Source organism: Leclercia sp. GHBNCSD (genome assembly GCF_055805075.1).
Window position 1 is genome coordinate 173,929 of sequence record NZ_JBQVYO010000002.1, and the last position, 16,713, is coordinate 190,641.

Sequence of the window (16,713 nt, forward strand, 5' to 3'; positions counted from 1 at the left end):
TCACACCTCGTTAAGCGGTGGTTCGGTCAGTGAGGCCGATTCAGTCAGCAACTCACTCAGCACCGCATCCGGATCCGCGTCCGCATCAATGATGTTGAGCTTCTGCAATGACTTGATTGCGTCCACGCGGCGAATATCACCACCCTGACGCAGCGACTGGATGGCCAGCGCCGCAGGAGGATTGAACTCCTTCGATTCGACATCCAGTTCAGTGCGGACATCTACGCTGCCGCCGTCTTTCTCGCCGATGTACTCGGCCATAATTTGCAGGATGTTGTCGAGTGCATCTTCCAGGCTGGTTGCCATGGTGTAGAGCGGCGACTGCTCCTGCATCTTCTCTTCCGAGGTCTGGTCTACAGACTTGGTCGATGTGTTGTCGGTACGCAGCAGCTTCGCGCCAGCCTGGCGCATCTGCTCTACCAGTTCCGCCAGCGACTCTTTGCCAGCGCCAATGGAGGAGCCGGTATGCTCAACGTATTCGAGTCCTTGTTTCTGCCGATCGGAGAATTGAGTTGCCGAGGAAGAGCCGATAACCAGCTCTTCTCCCTGCTCAAGCCCGAACACAGTCAGGATCGGCACCCGGGCAACGTGCAGGATGTTGTCCTGCTCACTCTGGCTCTGCCAGTGCTTAACGTTCAGCAGCGCCATATTGAGCAGTGGCGGTGAGCCGCACATAAAACCGGTGCGCTTGGTGTAAAGCGTGACCAGCGTTATGTCCTTACGGGATGTTGTCCATTCGTCGTGCAGTGTCCAGTTCGCCTGGGCATTGTCGCCAGTAGCCTTGCGGTAAATCTGCACCTTCCCGGGCGTCAGGTAACGAATCTGTTCGACTTTCGTCTGACCAAAGTCATCGCCATCTTCGACCACCACTTCTTTGATGCGCAACTCGGTGAGCGCAACCTTGCCCCCGGTCATCTTCGACTTCCAGCCGATCACCTGTCGCGGATTCAACATAGTGACGTACGGGCGCGCGCCGGTAGCCTTTTCATCTGCTTTGGTCTTAACCTGTTCAGCGTCAATGCGAGGATAGTCCACCAGCGCATGTGACAGGCCATACTGCATCGCCAGACTGAAGAATGCCTGCGCCCATACATCGAGGCGACTGCCCTCCAGATCCACATTTTTTGCGAACTCGCGAAGAGCATCCGGGACGTTCTCGCCCAGCTGGATTGGCTCCGCGAAAACGCGCCCGACGTTCTGGTTGATGGTCTCTTCGTAGGCAGGAAGAAGCGTGGCCACATCCAGGCGTTTTTTGTAATCCTCTTTATCCTCTTTCGGCCAGCGGGGCAGATAAGCCTCACCAAGCTGGCGCATGTACAGCGTGCCGCCCATCAGAGCGTCGTTAATGTCCCACGCCTGCACCATGTTCCCATAGTCCAGATTGGGTGTTGAAATATCAGGCATGGGTTTATAGCCTCAGGCTGGTGACTTTGCCGACTTTCTTCGGCGGTGAATGCAGGACAGCGTAGCGCGTGCCATCCCAGTCGTGATCTTCCTGCTGGGTATCTACGTCGTCAGGGTTCTTACTGTCGCGCACGAGCACCGGAACACGGCTTATCCAGCCCCTGCAGTAGTCGAATACGTAGAATGCTGGCTTCTCTGGCATGCCTGATTCCAGCTTCTTACCTTCAATGACGGCCTCAAGCATGTCAGCAAACAGGGCCGCGCCGTTCACGCGCGATCCCGGTTTCTTATTGGATGGAACCCACTTAACGCCCTGCGATTCCATCTTCTGGGCAATGGAGAGCTCGTCATCGCCGGTGTTGTAGATGGCACCGTCAGCCGGGCCGGGAACAACCTTTTTGCAGATACCGGGCATGATGTTCAGTTGCCCCTGCGTCACACCATTGAGTTTTATCTCTTCGGGTACAGCCAGCTCTTCGCCCACCAGCCGCTTATCCACCCACGCTACACCCTTGGCGACGTTTGTGGATGACATGTTCAGCCCCTTGTTGAGCTCGTCAGGTGGGCAGCCGTACCACTCACCAATCAGGATCAGCGATCCGGCAGGCGGGCAGAATTGGCGACCGTCTGGCAACTCTGCGGCGGTGCCGTCGGCACGCGCCCACCAGAGGTTGGAGAACGGCTTCGACTCGCCCCAGTCATGGGAGCGGTCAACCGTCCAGCTGTCAGGGATGCGGAATGGCTTAATGACATGATGCGAGGCATTCCACAGATGGTCGAAGCGCCCGCCGCTGGTGACATCCCAGGAGCCCTCAACCCACGCTTTGCGGCGGTTCGGGTCTTTGATGGCCATCAGTGTGGCGATGTACTGCGGGTCGAGATATGGGTTCTCTTTGAACGAGCCATGAATCGCAACGCGCGTCAGCGTCACGTCCTCTTCTCGCTCGGTCTGCGGGTTGAACACCTTTTGCGTCTCGCGAATGATGGTGCCGCGGGGTGCAGGCTCAATGAAGCGTTTCTTCACCCAGGTATGGCCGATACCAAACGGGTTCGTCGTGCTGAATGTCTCCAGCGGGATCGGCTTTAGTAACGAGCCATCATCCCGCGGATAGTTCTCCGGCCTGAACGATGAGCGCCGGCAGGAGAACATCATCTCGTAGAATTCACCCGACTGCTGCTTGGTCAGCTCGTTAAAGCCGATGAACGGGAACTCCTGACCGTGATAGTCCCAGTAGTCGCCCTCCTCCTTCCCGAAGCGGAACAGCAGCTCTTCGCCAGTTGGCCACACCCAGCGTAGTTCAGACGCTGACGCCAGATAGCGTGCGCCGTCATTAAACAGGCGATACATGCGCTTTGACTGGGTGATGATATCGGTGAGGTTTTTATACTCGGTATCGAATATCACGCCACGCCAGAACGAGCCGTAGCCCAGACCAACCAGGCGACGAAATCGCGCCAGCTGCGCGGCAGTTTTACCCGGTCCGCGCGTCCCCTCGTAGAGAATTTCGTTACACGGGCAACTCAGGGAGAGCGACTGCGATCCCGGCAAAGGTTTCCAGACGGCTTTGTAATTCATCCACCAAGAACCTCGTTCTGTTGCTTCTGCGCTGCTGCTTCCCAGTCGTCTACGTTATCGCAGGACGGGACCGGCATGATGCTGTGGGTTGCGGTGACCTTCTGCTCCACCTGCTCTTTGAATGCCTGCACGCGCACATGCTTGCCGAGCAATTCGAGGTTTTTAACCTTATCAGGCCACTTAATCTTTTTAAGGATGGTCTCGGCGGTCTCTTCGTCGAAGTTTTGAATGGTCGTGCTGATGTCCAAACCGGTTAGCGAAATTCGCCAGGCTTTAGGCCATGAGGTGATCGGCCTTAGGCTGCCGTCGTCATTCAGGATGTCCAATACATCCATCTGGTCGATCTCAAACAAGCGCCGGAGCACATAATCGGCATCGATGCCCACATCCTCGTTGCGCTTAATTTTGAGTTCGGCGATCCTGTTTTGGATGTCAAGTTTTGACAATAACTGAGCAGCTATTCGGTTTGCAGTTTTGACGCTGTACCCCGCCCGAATAGCCGCTTGCGTGGCGTTTAAGTCGATGAGGTACTCGCGGCAAAACATGTCCTGCTTTGCATTGAGTGCCATTAAAAAAACCTCTTTAGGAATGACTAGGGGCAATTTGAAAATTCACGCCGGCTTGGTTAACGGCGACCTAATGCCAATCATTGAAGATAAATCTTCAGAAGAAATAGTTGCAGCCTTCACTGGAGATGATACTGGCGCGCCACCAACGTCAGTGACGATTGAGGTAATCACCGAAAGCGGCTCAAAGGTCAGAATTTACATACCAAACAGCTCTGCTGAAGCCAGCGTTACGATTGATGGGAAAAGGGTGTAGTCCTAAAACCATTACGATGGGTCTGCCCATGGTGATGGCTTTTGAGGAAATTCTTAATATCACACGCTTACGCTTGTTGTTAGCTCATAGGCTGCCAGGCTATTTGTGACTCTGATGCGGAGAATGCCAACTCCAGGGAATCATCAATAAAAAGAGCATTGAAACTGAGACCCCAGTAACCCTCTAAGTGAGGGCTCTTTTTTTGAAACACTTCAGCATTACCCCCCTTCGCTTATGGCGGCAGTCTCATTTTCATATCCACATACGAAGATGCTCACACGCACAATTTCGGATTGATAATCACGACTAATTAAATATGAAATGTTTTACTTAAGTTAATTTAATGTTTCGTTTCCTTGCCCATATGTACTTAATAAGCCATGATTTCTTCGGGAAATAAATACAACAATATGTGTCAGGTTGCCGGGGGTGATGATGTCTCATCTTCCGGTTTTTTTCCTTGTTAAACTCTCATTAACATTATCAAGCCCACCAGCAGATGAGCTTTGTAATGGTTACTTAGTCGTCGAGTTGCAGCACACCATGTTCAAGTGAATCGGAGTAAGCAATCAGTCCGGTATACTCAGGGGTAACCTCACCATCATCCGCTTCGAACTCAGGGATTGTCACAGTGGTGATGGTGTATTGTGCCTGGCCGTCCTCTTTAGCGAAGGCTGCCAGGTCCTCAATCTGTTTTGCTGTAAGAACTACTGTCATGCTTATTCCTCGGTGATTAAAAAGCCTCTCGATTTTGAGGCTAAGAATTTTCTATGCTTAAAGTTCAGAGGAGACGGTGTCCGGGCCTCAGGGTTAAGACTTTAACGAAGCATATGACCCTATATCAGGACGTTTACTTTTATGTATTAAGAATCATCCTGGTGTTACCGCTTCCGCTTGTTAAATCAGAACCACGGACCATATTTATAACTCCCTGCAAGGCTCCTACCTGCACCAGGGAATCCCATAGAACTGTCTCATGACCCGCATGAGTACACTCAGAAACATCCGTCCATAGCATGTCTTGCCCTCTCTCCAGGGGGCTTTTTTTGCCAAAAAAAGACCAGCTCGGACAGAACTGGTCAGGGTCATACAGCAATGTAGATAGCTTTTGCACAAAGTTCGACGTTATGCCTGTTCCTTCAGTCTTTCCCTCAAACCCCGGGTGCCTCCCGGAGAACTTACTCCAGTAAGCAAATTCGCATACGTCCAGCTTTTACTGGTTGCCCCACCGCTTAGGGGGATTGGCTTAAATGGCAAAGATGTCGAATCACTCGTGCAATTTGAATGTAGTTGATGCCAAAATTTTTAATGTGAGTTGTATAAAACTTTTTGCTTAGTCGGGCTAATAAATATTCAGCAGGTATTAGCCTAATCAGAAAAAAAGTGTCATTTTCGTTATTATTTTAATACTTGGGATTTTTATTGAGTCATGCACTACATTGATATCCTCCTTGTAATGATGACCCCTTTGGTCTCCCTTTCGAACTGTAGGATTTCATTTCGGAAGGGACATTTTTTGTTGAATTCGATCACTTCACAGCGTCATACCAGGCCTGCCAGCGGTACTTATCGAGGCGCAACTGGCGTAGACATTCAGCAGTCTCGATATCGGCCTGAAGGTCTTCGTCGCTATTAGTCCCGGCATCACTTCCCTTGCAGGGTTCCTGCATCAAATCCGCTGATGGAGTTGGCAGCGTCGATTGCCTCTCTGCGCAGCCGGACAGACTCATCGTCAAAATCACAAACGGTACGATTTGGATCCTGGACATATTTCACCACGTCACGGGTTATGGTTCGGTAGATTACCCGGCCTTCGTCTCTGGCCTGAGCGGCCTTCAGTTCGACAGGCTGAATAGCCTTTTCGGCTTTGGCCCGCTTATCAGCGGCCAGGACGTTGATGTGTTCAGCGTGGGCATACCAGCCATTCCTGTAACGTAGCTCGCCATAGCCACAAGCGAGTAGCATGATCATGACAGCGAGCAGCAGAATCGTTCGAAGGCTAAAGGTCATGTTTACTCTCCGCCAGGCACATCGATCGCTCCATCTCTCGCCGGTTCTGGAGGCCTTTCCATTTCATGCCACCAGCGTAAACCCAACGGCGCATTTCTTCGCACGCCCCGTCGTGATCACCTTTGTTCAGTTTGCGCAGCAGCGTAGACTTCGAGAACGCGTCAGAACCAACGTTAAAGACAAAGCTGTAAAGCGCGGCGCGCTGATACTCGCCCAGCGGCACCCTGACCAGATTGTCTACCGTACGCTTGGCTGGCTGGAGGTCTTTCCACAGCAACTGGTCACACTCGCGATCGGTATAAGTCTTGCCCCTGACGATATCCCGCCCAGTATGGCCGTCGCACACAGTCCACACCCCGGCGACGTCTTTATAGGCCTCATACTTGCGCCCTTCGACGCCATCCTGCCCACCGAGGAAAAGTGAGGCAATCAGCATTGCACCGCCACCAGCTGCGGCGATCAGTTTATTGCGAAGGCTGCTGGTCATTGGCATATCAGTCTTCTCCAACTTTCACCGCCGGGCCGTATTTCTCCAGCGCCTTAACTTGCGCATTAGCGACCTTGCGTTTGAAATACCAGTTAATGAGTCCGGTAACGATAATCCCGGCAATACCTGCCAGTACGCCGATGGCGCTCCATTCGTCAGGACTCAGTTTTGTGAGGACGCCGTTCAGGATGGTTCCTCCTGAGGTGCCGAGGGCGACTCCGGTGACAAGTTTGCTCATACGGGACATTTCTCTCACCTCGCCAGGATGCGGGTGCTGTGTGGGAAGGGGTCAGGCTCTCCGGATGAATTAACGACAGGACCTTGATGGGGGTTCCGGGAGCCTGAGATAAAAAAAGGCCCGCGTTTTAAGCGGGCCTAACTGAGTTGGAAATCTAAGTAGGTAGGCATTTTACCTCGCCATCATCCATACAGCAGCTGTGTCGGGCAGCGTTACTGGTCGGTCAGGATGTCCGGTTAATGGTTCTGGCTTGGCTCACGATTAAATAATAGCACTACTAACGAAGCGCATACAAAAAAGCCTGCTTTACTAGCAGGAGATATTTAACTCAGAAATGGAGAATAAGACAGGTGCCCGGTGCCTCCCGGTGACTCGTTACCAGTTATACGAGCCGCAAGCATATTTACACTAACATCAACTGGATTGCCCCACCGCACAGGGGGATTCACCACTTTTAAGCCTACACTATATATTGAAACGCAGCGGCCTTTTTTAAACGTGTGGCGGTGTTAATGGCCCAGCTAAAATCTCAGCCTCTCAGTTATCGCAAATATCATCGCCCTGTGTGAGGTGCCAGATACCTGTGATGATTCTGCCTGTTTCAAGGTCTTCGGTTTCGCCGTTGGTGTAGTAGGCAACCTGAACCCTGCCGTTGTGCTGTATCCAGTAGAAACCTTCTTTCATAAGGATTGTCCTCTGCAAGCTCTGACAGAACTCTTCAAGGCGACATTATCTAATCTGTAAGCCGGAATCCAGGCTTGCTGTGCGCTACATAATCTACATCAGGGCGGACAAAGAAATGCATGATTGGGTGTGATGCCGGGTGCCTCCCGGTGACTCTGCGCCAGACCACAGAACCGCGCTCTATACACCTGCCATGTCTGGTCGCCCCGCCGCATAGGGGGATTCATCACAGGCACAGCCTAGTCTTCTTCCTGCCATAAAGCTATTTATATTTGTATATTTATTCAGTATGAACAAAAAGACCAACAGTGCTGTGCTAGCCAGGGTCATGTAAAACAAAAAGGCCGCCAATCGGCAGCCTTAGAAATAAATGATATTGAAGATGTGATGCCGGGTGCCTCCCGGTGACTCTATGCTAGACCACAGAATCGCGTCATTCACCTCCCAGTCTAGTCGCCCCACCGCTTAGGGGGATTCACCACAGGCGCAGCCTAATCGCTTTCCTACGATAAAGCTAACTTTATCTGTTTATTTATTCGGTATGAACGAAAAAGACCGGCGATACTATGAAGACCAGAATCATGTAAAACAAAAAGGCCGCCAATCGGTAGCCCTGGCAAGAGATGATACTGAGGTTGTGGTGCCGGGTGCCTCCCGGTGACCCTGTGCTAGACCACAGAACCGCGTTTACAAACCCGACTCGTTTTGCCTAGCCGCCCCACCGCTGAGGGGGATTCACCACCCGCGCACTGTACGTGGCTTGCATCTTAAAAGATACATTTAACTTACAAGTTACTTAATAATAAAAAACCCCGCCGTAGCGAGGTTCATGATTTTTAACTCTGGACATATAAAGCCCATCGTTAGAACGAAATTAACACAGATTCGGGAAAAGTAAATAGGTCACGCTTGAAATGTAAGCTATTTCGGTAAGCACTATCGCGTTATCTGCTTCAGCTGCGCTTCTGCCCAGGCTTCTTCGATATCGAATTTGGTGATCAACAGATCGTAAAATGGCTTAACCGATTTCTTCCAGGTATCCAGGCTGATCGCATCAGTGATCAGGCAGATAGCCGCGTATGCCTCAGTCGAAGGGATTCGCTCATAACCTCGCCCGGCGCAGCGTTTGCAGTCGGCCAGTACCGGCACGCCCTGCTTTTCAGTCAGATCCTGATTTACCGCTTTACCGCGCCCCCGGCAGTCGCTGCATGCCGCGCTGACCTGGCCTGCACCATTGCATTTTTTGCAGAGCACCTTAACGGTTTCTTGAACCTTCACCATGCCGGCCACGGTCATCTTGCCTTCCGGCTTACGGTATTTATTGGTGAATACGTCTGCCTCAATGAACCCCTGCCCGGCACAGCAATCACACTGCTTAACGCTGGCTGCGCTGCGCGAATAGTCTTCAAAGGCGAACGCGGCCAGCTGGCGCATCACCAGTGGCTTAACTCCGGCTTCCAGCTTGCGCAGCGCGGCAACCTTATCGCATTTGGTCAGCGCGTACTCGGCCAGCAGCGCGATCGCCCTCTCCCGGTCGTTGTTGCTGATCCCCATCTTTCCGAGGAAAGCACTGTACCCCATGGCGGCGCGTTCCTGCGTCATGCCCATGGCTGCCATGATGTCTGTACCGGTCAGTGAATCTGATGCAGTGGCGCGCGGGGAGTCGCTGATCATCGTGGACTTTGCGAAGTGATATTTCACGGTGTTTTCGAGGTTCATGCTGCGGCTCCTGCCATCTGGTAAATGCGAATAAAGTTACGAAGAATGCGATAGTCCACCAGCACCGTGCCCGGGCGGCGATAAATGCGGAGGCGCAGCCAGCGCATGCGAAGCGATTCGATTAGTTCTGGTTTCATGCTGCCACCTGCTGCTTAAGTTCTTTGAGTTTTGCGCGATATTCGTCGCGGATCCGGATGTAGTCGTCACGCTTCCATTTAGGTAATTCGTGTGGCCCCATAAGGGCGTCAAAACGGGCCTGGCCAATTTTGGCGATCAGCGCCGGACGGTATGCGGTAAGGTTGCCAGAAAGATGGTTATTGCATGGGGCGCACTGGCGATGGCAGTTGTCCTCGTTGAAGCGCAGCTCCGGATTGGCACCAGTCGTGCGGTAATGCCCGGCGTGATACTGACCGTAGTGATATCGACCACAGCTGATGCATGGCTGATGCCGATCCCGGTATCGGATGAACTCGTTAAAAGCCTGCTGGGCCTGGTCGCGGAAGTAACTTAACGGCTTCACCGCCTGGCGGCGTTCGGCCTGCCGCGCACGCTGCGCCTTCTCCTCTTCACGCTGGCGCTTCTTCTCAGCACGCAGATCCTCGGCCCGGTTCTTCGCGGTCTGCGCTTTGGCAACGGCAGTGGCACACTCGTAGCAGCAGACCACCTGGCCGTCACGGACCGGGTGGAACCACTCGCGGCAGCTCTGGTTTGCGCACTTACGGCGGGGTTTCTTAGCCATGCTCACCCCCAGACCTTTTGGCGGAACGTACGCGGCGTGCGTTCCTGCCACTTTGCTTCCGGCAGCCTGACGCTGACGGTCCAGGTGAAGTAATCAGGATTGAGGCTGCGCTTAACGGCTACGCCGCGGCGCTGGTACTGCCACTGAAGTTCATCGGCCTGCTCGGTTGTGCATTCGGTGTAGTGGAACCATGATTTCGCCATCTGGTCAGCCTCCGAAGCTCATCAGCTGCGCAGCGGCGTTCTCAGCCTCGCGCTGGTCCCTGAATGCCCGGGACAGAATCCAGCGCCACAGAACATCGAGCGCGGCCCTGTAGAGCTGCTGAAATTCTGTCTCATCCATATTGGCGAAGGCGATGCTGCGGGGATGCTTCCGGAGGGTACCGTCAGGTAGCTGGATGGCATCATAGTGCCCGGCCTCGATTGTCACCCAAGCGCGATATGCGTCGAAGGATTTGCACAGGCTGATTCCATTGGTGATGCGGCGGCTGCCCACTTGCTCCAGATACTGCTCAGCGGCATCCAGTAACGCGCCCTCGCTTCCGCCGAACGATGCCAGGTATTTGGCATAGCCGGTCACCAGCTTGCGTTCGTTGGATGAGATAGCGCCGCCGGTTGGCTCCCAGTATTCGAAGCCGAGATTCAGCAGAGCGAACAATCTACGGTGGAAGGCCGGATTACGGACCTGTTTGAAGTCGGCCACCAGCACGGCACCGAGCTTGATTTTTGATTGCAGTAATTCGCTGGTCTCCGGTGTGGCCGGGATCAGGATTCCTGAGGACTGTTTGATGAGTTGTAACTGCGCCATGGACGTTTTCTCCGTGGCGCATCGTGGTCAGGTTACCGGTTGTTCAGGCCGGTAGAATCATTATGCTATTCAAGTACTAAAAAGGTCAATTGCGGGCTGATAACTCTCTCACAATCTCGGCCAGCACTTCTCGTGATGTGACGCGCTCATCTGCAAGGAGGTGTTTATGGCCAACCTCTGAGCCGTGCCCAGAGAGGAGGACGCGATCCCCGGGCCTGAGATGAAACGAGCATACCGCTTTCCCATCGGACCGCACCACCTGGTATAAATACCCACCTCCATCAGAACACATCGCAGCCACATCAACCCCCTTCTTTGCTATCACCAAATACCCTCTCCCGGCGGGGAGAAATCCACTCCACAGAGCCAAAATAACAAATGGCGCAAATTTCCTAATAGGTTTGCCGGAAGAAAAATTCATTTTTCTCTGTAGCATCTTAACCATACAACAAAATACTGTATGCATAAACAGTAATTATCCATTTGGCTTAAGTGTTCACATGAAATGCATGTCTGCACAAGTTCATTTATCTATATGATTTTAATTATTTTTACTGTCTCTTTCGCGCAAAAAATGATCGTTATTTTTAACAGTCACCGTAGGAAATACTGGGGATAATATCTGATTAAAAACTGTTCGAGCCGTGCGTGCAGAGGGCCGCTCTGTGATTGAGGGTATATTGCCGAGGTGACACATCTTGTCAGGTTGGGAATAAGTTGCCGCGCTGTGACTATTATCTAATCGATTTCATAGATCAATATCATTGCATCGATCGGTAAATCGATCGGGTTCGAGAACGCCGCGTATACGCGGCGTTACGCCTATTAAGCGAACAGACTATTTCCTAGAGCCTAACCCCAAAATATGTGGCATCAAGATGACTTGGTTATGAGTTGCGAGCATTTATAAAGAACTTCATCTTTGCCTTGGCTAAACAAATCATTATTGATAAGAAGCGAAACTGTCTGTTTATTCGTCTTTTTTTGCTGCTCTGTCACAGGGTACTCAATGATATAGGTGTAAGTGACCAATTTGACACCCTTGGCCGAGGCATCAAACTTCTGAATTGGAGGTATGATGATATTGGTAACCTGCAACCCGCCTGCGGTTCGGTTATGAACCATTGAAAGTCCCTGCCCCTGTGCGACAGGGATGTTATCCTTTACCACGAAGTACTTGATGGTGCTTTCATCACCTCCATTATCAATTATTGTTACTGTATATCCACCATCGCAACTCGCTACGGCCTTGGTAACAACATCAACTCCAAAAGCTGCGTTGAAATGACACCCAAGCAGAATGCCTACAGCTATTAATTTTTTCTTCATCCCATGTCTCTTTTTTGTTTATGAGCGAAAGAATTTATCATCGAAAGCATTTGTTGTTGACCCGCTAATTTAAGCGACAGGACAAAACGAATTCTTTTATGCCGCGGCTCAACGGCATTTAGTGAATGAATCAGGCTACTTGTTCGCTCGCTGCGCACAACTCCGGCAGCCTTGCTCTCACCATCGCCTCACCTAACGACGGGCATAATGCCCACTAAAAAAGGGGGATTGAATGAAGCTGTTACTTTTGTAAAAGTAAAAGTCGCGCCCAAGGAAGGCCAACAAAATGGTAGCTTGAGCACCACATGGAACTAAATAAAAACTATAAAAATATGAAGTTGACGATTCAAATGTTTCACTCCCTTATAAAGGTGTTTCTATGGCTACCTGCCCAAATTGTTTCAGAACTATCACCAATAACCATTGCCCTGACTGCGAAGAAAATGAGCGCGCCAAAACAAGGCATGGTTCTTCGAGCAGCTACATGAGCACATACAACCCGCCACCACCGAGTACTCCGTATTCAGGCGGCTACAGCGGAGGGACTGGATATGGTGGGAAGAAGCCACCAGCCACCACTGGTGAAATAATTTTCAATGTGATTGCAGCCATTGTAATTATTAGTATTTGCCTGTTTGTTGCTTATCAAATAATGATTTCGGCGTAAAAAAAGCATCGTCTCACATAAAACGCCGGGAATTACCCCGGCGTTTTCATTTCACCTCAAACCATTATGCAGCCCTCTCTCTTGCTTCGCACATCTCCGGCAGGTTTGCCCGCACCGGCGCCTCAGCGAAGGGCTGCGGCACGGCTATGATTCATTGGCCTACGTACTCGATAGGAAAGGGAAGATAAGGTTGTTTTATTAAGTAGATTTTGATGTCTCAGTCTCGAGAAGTTGAAGAAATGCCTCGACAGTCAATGGATTTTGTTGCGACACATGTATTGTGTTTGCAGCCTCCCTCATTGGCCCTGACTTGCTATTGTCTTCGGTTAATATGAATGTATTGCCAAAACCTCTTGACCCGATAAGCCTATCTGCTTCGTTCCCATAATAAACTCCTCTTTTTTTCTGCTTGATCTGTCTGGCTGTCTTCTGAAAATATTCATCTTGGTGAACCGATCCAAGCCCACCTACACCAAAACCTCCGAACCTCTGCTCATTGGCAGGAACAGAGTCATCGTAAAACCCAAAGTAGCAGAGAGGCTCTTCAAGTGTCTCAGTTTCACCTAGAAAAAATTCATAAAGTGCTTTCTTATCTTCCCTATCTTTCAGTTCTTCCATTTCGCGAGATATTTCAAGCGTGATTTGGAAGCAGTAACTATTAAGAAGCTCATTGCTCAACGAAATACCACTTGCATGAAGAAAATTCCATGCGTTTGAATCGACAATAATATTTTTCAAGTTCCTTCCTTAACGCTAAGATTGGATAACATTTTAATAGCAATAATTAGCATATCAGGCGTTCTTACTGCTTCAGAGCGGAAGCAACAAGAACGCCGTTAACATGGCTTTATAATTTCAATTTTGTGATATATCACAGCTTCCTTGGCGCTGCTTTTACCATCGCAGCCCAGCACAGTGTTGCCCGGTGCGCTGCCTGTTCGCAGCCACTCATAGCCTCGAATGCCTCCCAGGCTTCTGGGTCGCGGAACTCTTCGCGCAGCTCTGCCTCGAATCCAGCAATAATCATGCCCTCTGTTGGCTCAACTGGCACAGCCACCCACCCATCAGGCACGGTCTGCTGCATGATTTTTTCGTATGCAGCAACCTGCGTATCTACTGGATACGATAAGTCGCGCTGGTTGCCCTTAGGCATGACAACTCCCTGGCGAAGTAACGCATCATGAAGAGCCATTGCGCCGACTTCCCGCTGAGCTGCTTCTTCGTAGCTTATGCCGTTCGTCTCCATGATGCAGTCCCTGTCGAGATACTCGGAGCATTCATCCAGCGCTTTGCGGATATCCTGCTGCTGCATGGCCACCAGCGCATCCCTCTGCTTCGTCATCTCGCGCAGCGCAGCGGTGGTACAGTCCAGCCGTTCGGCCAGGCGCGAAACAATCTTCGCCATATCGATGATCGGCGTGTCGGCGCTCATCGATATGGCAAATTGATGGCCCACTGCCACCAGCTCTTTGTTGTTCAGTGAATCACTCATGCCCGTGCGCTCCCGATAATTTTGTGGATCTGATAGCCCTGCCAGTTCTGACGGCATATGTCTGCAATGCTGGGTTTATGGCGCGCCACCGGCAGTGGCTTAATGCGCATCTCACCACCCGGCTGCATGACGTAGACCGGGTGGCGGCGCTGGCCGATATTCTTCACAGTACCAGCAGAAACGAGATGCTCCAGCAGGCGACAGGCCTTTTTGCTGTCGCACCCCAGCAGCCGGCGAACCTGACGCGGGGTGATCTCCCCGCCGTGCTGGATAGCGCGGATGATTGCCCAGAGGTTGTTACTGGCCATTACCCACCTCCGCGCCTACCAGCTGGTTAACGAGATTCTTGTGACAGGCAACAACCCGGACCGCATCGCGCAGTTTCTCGAGGCTCGCCAGCTTGTTTTTGGTGCGGCGAATTTCACGGGAAAGAGCCCGGACGGTTGGGATTACCTGCCCGGCTGACCGCCCTTCGGTGAACGAGGGGATCTCACTGACGAACTGCTCCAGCGGCTTGTCGGCGTCGGTGATGGCAGGAGCAGCAGGAGCAGCAGGAGTTGGCTCAGGTTGGGCTGGCGCCGCAGTTGTAGGCGAGTCGGCACGGACGGAGTAAACGAACTTGCCGTCAATTTTTTCGCGCAGAATTTTTCCCTTCTCCAAGTGATAGGTCAGCATTGGCGCTACTCGTTTTGACTCGATCCGCGCCAGCGCGGCCAGTTCCGCAGAGGATTTTGGTCCATGTTCGGCCAGCAGCCGGGCCAGATCATTCACCGTCACTTTCACAGGCGGCTGGACTGCGGTTCTGGTGGTTCGGTTGAGCGAAGGTTTCCCGACGACCCAGTAACCATTGCTCTGGATAACCTCTTCGCCCTCTTCGTGTTCGCGCAGCATATTCAGCGCGGTTGCAGGCTCAATACCCAGACGGCTTGCTACCTCGCGCGCGGTAGCTTTGCCCATTACGTTCAGTGCTTGAATTACGGTTTCCATGGGGATCTCCTGTTAAATCAGACCAGCTGCCTTGCGTTTTTTGTATTCAGCCATCAGTATTTCTGCTGGCGTAGGACCGCTGGCCTTGGCCGGGGCGGCGATAGCACGGCGGATCGGCGGTACCGGCTTACCTGCGGCAACGCGCTCTTCCCATCCAGCCAGGACCTTGCCAGCGGCCTGGCGCATCTCGCTTTCGGTCATCTGGCGATCCGTACTTTGCCGACGCAGCTCAGTGCAGACGTGATATAAAACCGGCGCTGGCCATGGATACTGTTCGCTGGTTGGATACCGGAACACCAGGCGGCGCCATTTCCAGTACTCAGTCATCACGTCATCAACGCTGAACCCGAGCAGGCAGCGTCCCTCTTTGCACCAGGCAACGAACTGACCGGGTGACGGCAGGAATGGCTTCTCCTGGCGGCGGGCAATGCGCATACCTGCGGCCACCTGTGCCATGGTGGTGATCCCGTTCTCCTGAAATGCCATCACCCACTGGCGGCGCAGTTCGTTGAACTCGCTCTGCTCACGGAAAGCAGCCATTGCTGCCGGAAATGCAGCACGCAGCGCGCTGAACAGGGAGTTGAAGATTTCAGCCGTCTGCTCAACCTGCGGGCGTTCTGCCGGGGCTTCGGGCATGTTTTGGGCGATGCGGCGGAAACTTTCGCGATCACAGTTCGCCAGCTGCTCAGATAGTCTTTCCATCGAACACCTCGTTGATCCAGTCTGTGTTGTTGAAGTCGATGCCTTGGGCTGCAGGCCGGGCACCGGATGGGTTGTTCAGGCGTTTAGTGCTTAGTTGGTCCCACTGTTTTCGCAGGCTGGATGGGCTCAGGATGTTGGTCTTCCAGAAGCTATCCTTGCTGGCCCACTTGAGTAGCTCGCAAATTTCGTAGTGAGTGCGGTTGTCCTGCTGGCGCATCAGACGGATGGTATTGGCCCACTCAACCCATTTCGGCTCACTGAGGCTTGGGTTGACCGTCAGCAGCTGGGCATAAATCCAACGGGCTGCTTTCAGGTCGTCAGCCGTTCCCCATGATTTACCGGAGGGGGTGTAAATTCCGTCTACGGCTTCAGGATGGCGAGAGAGAAATTTTTCGATCGCTTCGTTTCGGGATTCGGCAGAATTCCGGGACGAGGATCTTTTAATATTTATATTGTTGTTATTACCTTGTTGTTCATGATGCGCGGCGAATTGCGCGGCTTCATGCGCGGGTATATGCGCGGCACCATCACCGGAAGCCCCGCCGTTGCTGGGTTCCTCATGCGCGGCGTAATGCTCGCCGTTATGCTCGGCCAAATGCGCGGGTAAATTGTCCATTTTTTGAGCATAAAGCATGTAATTTGTGATGGTTATCACAGTGCCTTTTCGCTTCTCTCCTGCGGTAGAAATCATTCCTTCCTTGACGAAAAGAGCCAGCATTCTCTCCACTGCATGACGGCTTGTTGGCTCCCCCGCTCGGTCACATAATTTCAGCCCGAGATCGGCTGAGGTGGTCACCAGTTGTCCGGTTTGCAGCGGCCACTGACGGCCTTTAAAGTTTGCCGTGTAAGGCTGACGGGCAGCGCCCAACAGAAGGTTTTCCCACAGCGTGCGCAGGAACACATCTTTCGCCCAGGGCTTCTTCAATACACTCCGGTACAACGGGATGAATCCGGTCTTCTGGTTCTCCATCCGGTTGCTCCTGACGGCACTGCGTGCCGCGAAATCGGCGTAAGCGACATTCGACATAGCTATGCCCCTTTCGCCTGGTG

The 16,713-nt window shown here is 52.3% G+C and carries 22 protein-coding genes and 1 pseudogene; 2 read left to right on the plus strand and 21 right to left on the minus strand.

Features of this window, described 5'->3' with window-relative positions:
* From ACT3IC_RS21100 to ACT3IC_RS21110, 3 genes are read right to left on the minus strand one after another with little or no spacing between them, the layout of a single operon-like run.
* Window positions 1–1,404, minus strand: coding sequence for a DUF4055 domain-containing protein (locus ACT3IC_RS21100; protein WP_473479162.1), 1,404 nt, complete (start codon window positions 1,402–1,404; stop codon window positions 1–3).
* 4 nt (window positions 1,405–1,408) lie between these two features.
* The gene (locus tag ACT3IC_RS21105; RefSeq protein WP_473479164.1) at window positions 1,409–2,980 is read right to left on the minus strand and encodes a terminase; all 1,572 of its coding nucleotides are present in this window, start codon (window positions 2,978–2,980) and stop codon (window positions 1,409–1,411) included.
* Window positions 2,977–3,549, minus strand: coding sequence for a terminase small subunit (locus tag ACT3IC_RS21110; protein WP_473479166.1), 573 nt, complete (start codon window positions 3,547–3,549; stop codon window positions 2,977–2,979). The genes ACT3IC_RS21105 and ACT3IC_RS21110 overlap by 4 nt, the downstream gene beginning before the upstream one ends.
* A gap of 70 nt (window positions 3,550–3,619) precedes the next feature.
* Here ACT3IC_RS21110 and ACT3IC_RS21115 point away from each other — a divergent pair, with 70 nt between their 5' ends.
* Window positions 3,620–3,802 carry a hypothetical protein gene (locus ACT3IC_RS21115; protein WP_473479169.1) on the plus strand — a complete coding sequence of 61 codons (183 nt, stop codon included), beginning with the start codon at window positions 3,620–3,622 and terminating at the stop codon, window positions 3,800–3,802.
* 519 nt (window positions 3,803–4,321) lie between these two features.
* On the opposite strand, the gene ACT3IC_RS21120 is transcribed toward ACT3IC_RS21115, so the two are convergent.
* The 11 genes from ACT3IC_RS21120 to ACT3IC_RS21170 form a co-directional block, all read right to left on the minus strand.
* On the minus strand, window positions 4,322–4,519 hold the full coding sequence (locus tag ACT3IC_RS21120; protein WP_032617985.1) for a hypothetical protein: 198 nt from the start codon (window positions 4,517–4,519) through the stop codon (window positions 4,322–4,324).
* Window positions 4,520–5,446: 927 nt separating this feature from the next.
* Window positions 5,447–5,812: a hypothetical protein gene (locus tag ACT3IC_RS21125; RefSeq protein ID WP_032617984.1), complete on the minus strand. Its 366-nt coding sequence runs from the start codon at window positions 5,810–5,812 to the stop codon at window positions 5,447–5,449.
* Window positions 5,802–6,299: a lysozyme gene (locus tag ACT3IC_RS21130; RefSeq protein ID WP_072010784.1), complete on the minus strand. Its 498-nt coding sequence runs from the start codon at window positions 6,297–6,299 to the stop codon at window positions 5,802–5,804. The genes ACT3IC_RS21125 and ACT3IC_RS21130 overlap by 11 nt, the downstream gene beginning before the upstream one ends.
* A gap of 7 nt (window positions 6,300–6,306) precedes the next feature.
* Window positions 6,307–6,537, minus strand: a complete 231-nt coding sequence (locus ACT3IC_RS21135) for a class II holin family protein (protein WP_051916132.1) — start codon at window positions 6,535–6,537, stop codon at window positions 6,307–6,309.
* Between the two features lie 537 nt (window positions 6,538–7,074).
* Window positions 7,075–7,221, minus strand: coding sequence for a hypothetical protein (locus ACT3IC_RS21140; RefSeq protein ID WP_473479173.1), 147 nt, complete (start codon window positions 7,219–7,221; stop codon window positions 7,075–7,077).
* Window positions 7,222–8,157: 936 nt separating this feature from the next.
* On the minus strand, window positions 8,158–8,940 hold the full coding sequence (locus ACT3IC_RS21145; protein WP_473479176.1) for an antitermination protein Q: 783 nt from the start codon (window positions 8,938–8,940) through the stop codon (window positions 8,158–8,160).
* The gene (locus ACT3IC_RS21150) at window positions 8,937–9,077 is read right to left on the minus strand and encodes a YlcG family protein (protein ID WP_058648282.1); all 141 of its coding nucleotides are present in this window, start codon (window positions 9,075–9,077) and stop codon (window positions 8,937–8,939) included. The genes ACT3IC_RS21145 and ACT3IC_RS21150 overlap by 4 nt, the downstream gene beginning before the upstream one ends.
* Complete coding sequence (locus tag ACT3IC_RS21155; RefSeq protein ID WP_473479179.1) at window positions 9,074–9,679, minus strand: recombination protein NinG; 606 nt, start codon at window positions 9,677–9,679, stop codon at window positions 9,074–9,076. Before ACT3IC_RS21155 ends, ACT3IC_RS21150 begins: the two co-directional genes overlap by 4 nt.
* A gap of 2 nt (window positions 9,680–9,681) precedes the next feature.
* Window positions 9,682–9,882: a hypothetical protein gene (locus tag ACT3IC_RS21160; protein WP_473479182.1), complete on the minus strand. Its 201-nt coding sequence runs from the start codon at window positions 9,880–9,882 to the stop codon at window positions 9,682–9,684.
* A 4-nt stretch (window positions 9,883–9,886) separates the two neighbouring features.
* The gene (locus tag ACT3IC_RS21165) at window positions 9,887–10,486 is read right to left on the minus strand and encodes a DUF1367 family protein (RefSeq protein ID WP_473479185.1); all 600 of its coding nucleotides are present in this window, start codon (window positions 10,484–10,486) and stop codon (window positions 9,887–9,889) included.
* An 873-nt stretch (window positions 10,487–11,359) separates the two neighbouring features.
* Window positions 11,360–11,815: a hypothetical protein gene (locus ACT3IC_RS21170; protein WP_039029265.1), complete on the minus strand. Its 456-nt coding sequence runs from the start codon at window positions 11,813–11,815 to the stop codon at window positions 11,360–11,362.
* Window positions 11,816–12,194: 379 nt separating this feature from the next.
* Between ACT3IC_RS21170 and ACT3IC_RS21175 the strand changes: the two genes are divergently transcribed.
* Window positions 12,195–12,482 carry a hypothetical protein gene (locus ACT3IC_RS21175; RefSeq protein WP_473479188.1) on the plus strand — a complete coding sequence of 96 codons (288 nt, stop codon included), beginning with the start codon at window positions 12,195–12,197 and terminating at the stop codon, window positions 12,480–12,482.
* 64 nt (window positions 12,483–12,546) lie between these two features.
* Here ACT3IC_RS21175 and ACT3IC_RS21180 read toward each other — a convergent pair.
* The 7 genes and pseudogenes from ACT3IC_RS21180 to ACT3IC_RS21210 all read right to left on the minus strand — a co-directional run.
* Window positions 12,547–12,627 (minus strand): annotated as a pseudogene (locus ACT3IC_RS21180) (methyltransferase); the annotation flags it as partial.
* Window positions 12,628–12,680: 53 nt separating this feature from the next.
* Window positions 12,681–13,220, minus strand: coding sequence for a hypothetical protein (locus ACT3IC_RS21185; RefSeq protein WP_473479191.1), 540 nt, complete (start codon window positions 13,218–13,220; stop codon window positions 12,681–12,683).
* 133 nt (window positions 13,221–13,353) lie between these two features.
* Window positions 13,354–13,974 carry a hypothetical protein gene (locus tag ACT3IC_RS21190; RefSeq protein WP_473479194.1) on the minus strand — a complete coding sequence of 207 codons (621 nt, stop codon included), beginning with the start codon at window positions 13,972–13,974 and terminating at the stop codon, window positions 13,354–13,356.
* Window positions 13,971–14,282 carry a hypothetical protein gene (locus tag ACT3IC_RS21195; RefSeq protein ID WP_473479198.1) on the minus strand — a complete coding sequence of 104 codons (312 nt, stop codon included), beginning with the start codon at window positions 14,280–14,282 and terminating at the stop codon, window positions 13,971–13,973. Before ACT3IC_RS21195 ends, ACT3IC_RS21190 begins: the two co-directional genes overlap by 4 nt.
* The gene (locus tag ACT3IC_RS21200; RefSeq protein ID WP_473479201.1) at window positions 14,272–14,961 is read right to left on the minus strand and encodes a DUF1627 domain-containing protein; all 690 of its coding nucleotides are present in this window, start codon (window positions 14,959–14,961) and stop codon (window positions 14,272–14,274) included. The genes ACT3IC_RS21195 and ACT3IC_RS21200 overlap by 11 nt, the downstream gene beginning before the upstream one ends.
* Window positions 14,962–14,973: 12 nt before the next feature.
* Entirely contained in the window at window positions 14,974–15,663 is a 690-nt protein-coding gene (locus ACT3IC_RS21205) for a replication protein P (protein WP_473479204.1), read from the minus strand.
* Complete coding sequence (locus ACT3IC_RS21210; RefSeq protein WP_473479509.1) at window positions 15,647–16,633, minus strand: replication protein; 987 nt, start codon at window positions 16,631–16,633, stop codon at window positions 15,647–15,649. The genes ACT3IC_RS21205 and ACT3IC_RS21210 overlap by 17 nt, the downstream gene beginning before the upstream one ends.
* Window positions 16,634–16,713 lie beyond the last annotated feature (80 nt).

Bases quoted from the DNA above. Each gene is read 5' to 3' on its own strand.
- ACT3IC_RS21190 (WP_473479194.1), bottom strand. From the start codon at position 13,974: ATGAGTGATTCACTGAACAACAAAGAGCTGGTGGCAGTGGGCCATCAA.
- ACT3IC_RS21140 (WP_473479173.1), bottom strand. From the start codon at position 7,221: ATGAAAGAAGGTTTCTACTGGATACAGCACAACGGCAGGGTTCAGGTT.
- ACT3IC_RS21150 (WP_058648282.1), bottom strand. From the start codon at position 9,077: ATGAAACCAGAACTAATCGAATCGCTTCGCATGCGCTGGCTGCGCCTC.
- ACT3IC_RS21125 (WP_032617984.1), bottom strand. From the start codon at position 5,812: ATGACCTTTAGCCTTCGAACGATTCTGCTGCTCGCTGTCATGATCATG.
- ACT3IC_RS21195 (WP_473479198.1), bottom strand. From the start codon at position 14,282: ATGGCCAGTAACAACCTCTGGGCAATCATCCGCGCTATCCAGCACGGC.
- ACT3IC_RS21200 (WP_473479201.1), bottom strand. From the start codon at position 14,961: ATGGAAACCGTAATTCAAGCACTGAACGTAATGGGCAAAGCTACCGCG.
- ACT3IC_RS21120 (WP_032617985.1), bottom strand. From the start codon at position 4,519: ATGACAGTAGTTCTTACAGCAAAACAGATTGAGGACCTGGCAGCCTTC.
- ACT3IC_RS21205 (WP_473479204.1), bottom strand. From the start codon at position 15,663: ATGGAAAGACTATCTGAGCAGCTGGCGAACTGTGATCGCGAAAGTTTC.
- ACT3IC_RS21135 (WP_051916132.1), bottom strand. From the start codon at position 6,537: ATGAGCAAACTTGTCACCGGAGTCGCCCTCGGCACCTCAGGAGGAACC.
- ACT3IC_RS21155 (WP_473479179.1), bottom strand. From the start codon at position 9,679: ATGGCTAAGAAACCCCGCCGTAAGTGCGCAAACCAGAGCTGCCGCGAG.
- ACT3IC_RS21100 (WP_473479162.1), bottom strand. From the start codon at position 1,404: ATGCCTGATATTTCAACACCCAATCTGGACTATGGGAACATGGTGCAG.
- ACT3IC_RS21145 (WP_473479176.1), bottom strand. From the start codon at position 8,940: ATGAACCTCGAAAACACCGTGAAATATCACTTCGCAAAGTCCACGATG.
- ACT3IC_RS21115 (WP_473479169.1), top strand. From the start codon at position 3,620: ATGCCAATCATTGAAGATAAATCTTCAGAAGAAATAGTTGCAGCCTTC.
- ACT3IC_RS21105 (WP_473479164.1), bottom strand. From the start codon at position 2,980: ATGAATTACAAAGCCGTCTGGAAACCTTTGCCGGGATCGCAGTCGCTC.
- ACT3IC_RS21170 (WP_039029265.1), bottom strand. From the start codon at position 11,815: ATGAAGAAAAAATTAATAGCTGTAGGCATTCTGCTTGGGTGTCATTTC.
- ACT3IC_RS21165 (WP_473479185.1), bottom strand. From the start codon at position 10,486: ATGGCGCAGTTACAACTCATCAAACAGTCCTCAGGAATCCTGATCCCG.
- ACT3IC_RS21175 (WP_473479188.1), top strand. From the start codon at position 12,195: ATGGCTACCTGCCCAAATTGTTTCAGAACTATCACCAATAACCATTGC.
- ACT3IC_RS21130 (WP_072010784.1), bottom strand. From the start codon at position 6,299: ATGACCAGCAGCCTTCGCAATAAACTGATCGCCGCAGCTGGTGGCGGT.
- ACT3IC_RS21160 (WP_473479182.1), bottom strand. From the start codon at position 9,882: ATGGCGAAATCATGGTTCCACTACACCGAATGCACAACCGAGCAGGCC.
- ACT3IC_RS21110 (WP_473479166.1), bottom strand. From the start codon at position 3,549: ATGGCACTCAATGCAAAGCAGGACATGTTTTGCCGCGAGTACCTCATC.
- ACT3IC_RS21210 (WP_473479509.1), bottom strand. From the start codon at position 16,633: ATGGAGAACCAGAAGACCGGATTCATCCCGTTGTACCGGAGTGTATTG.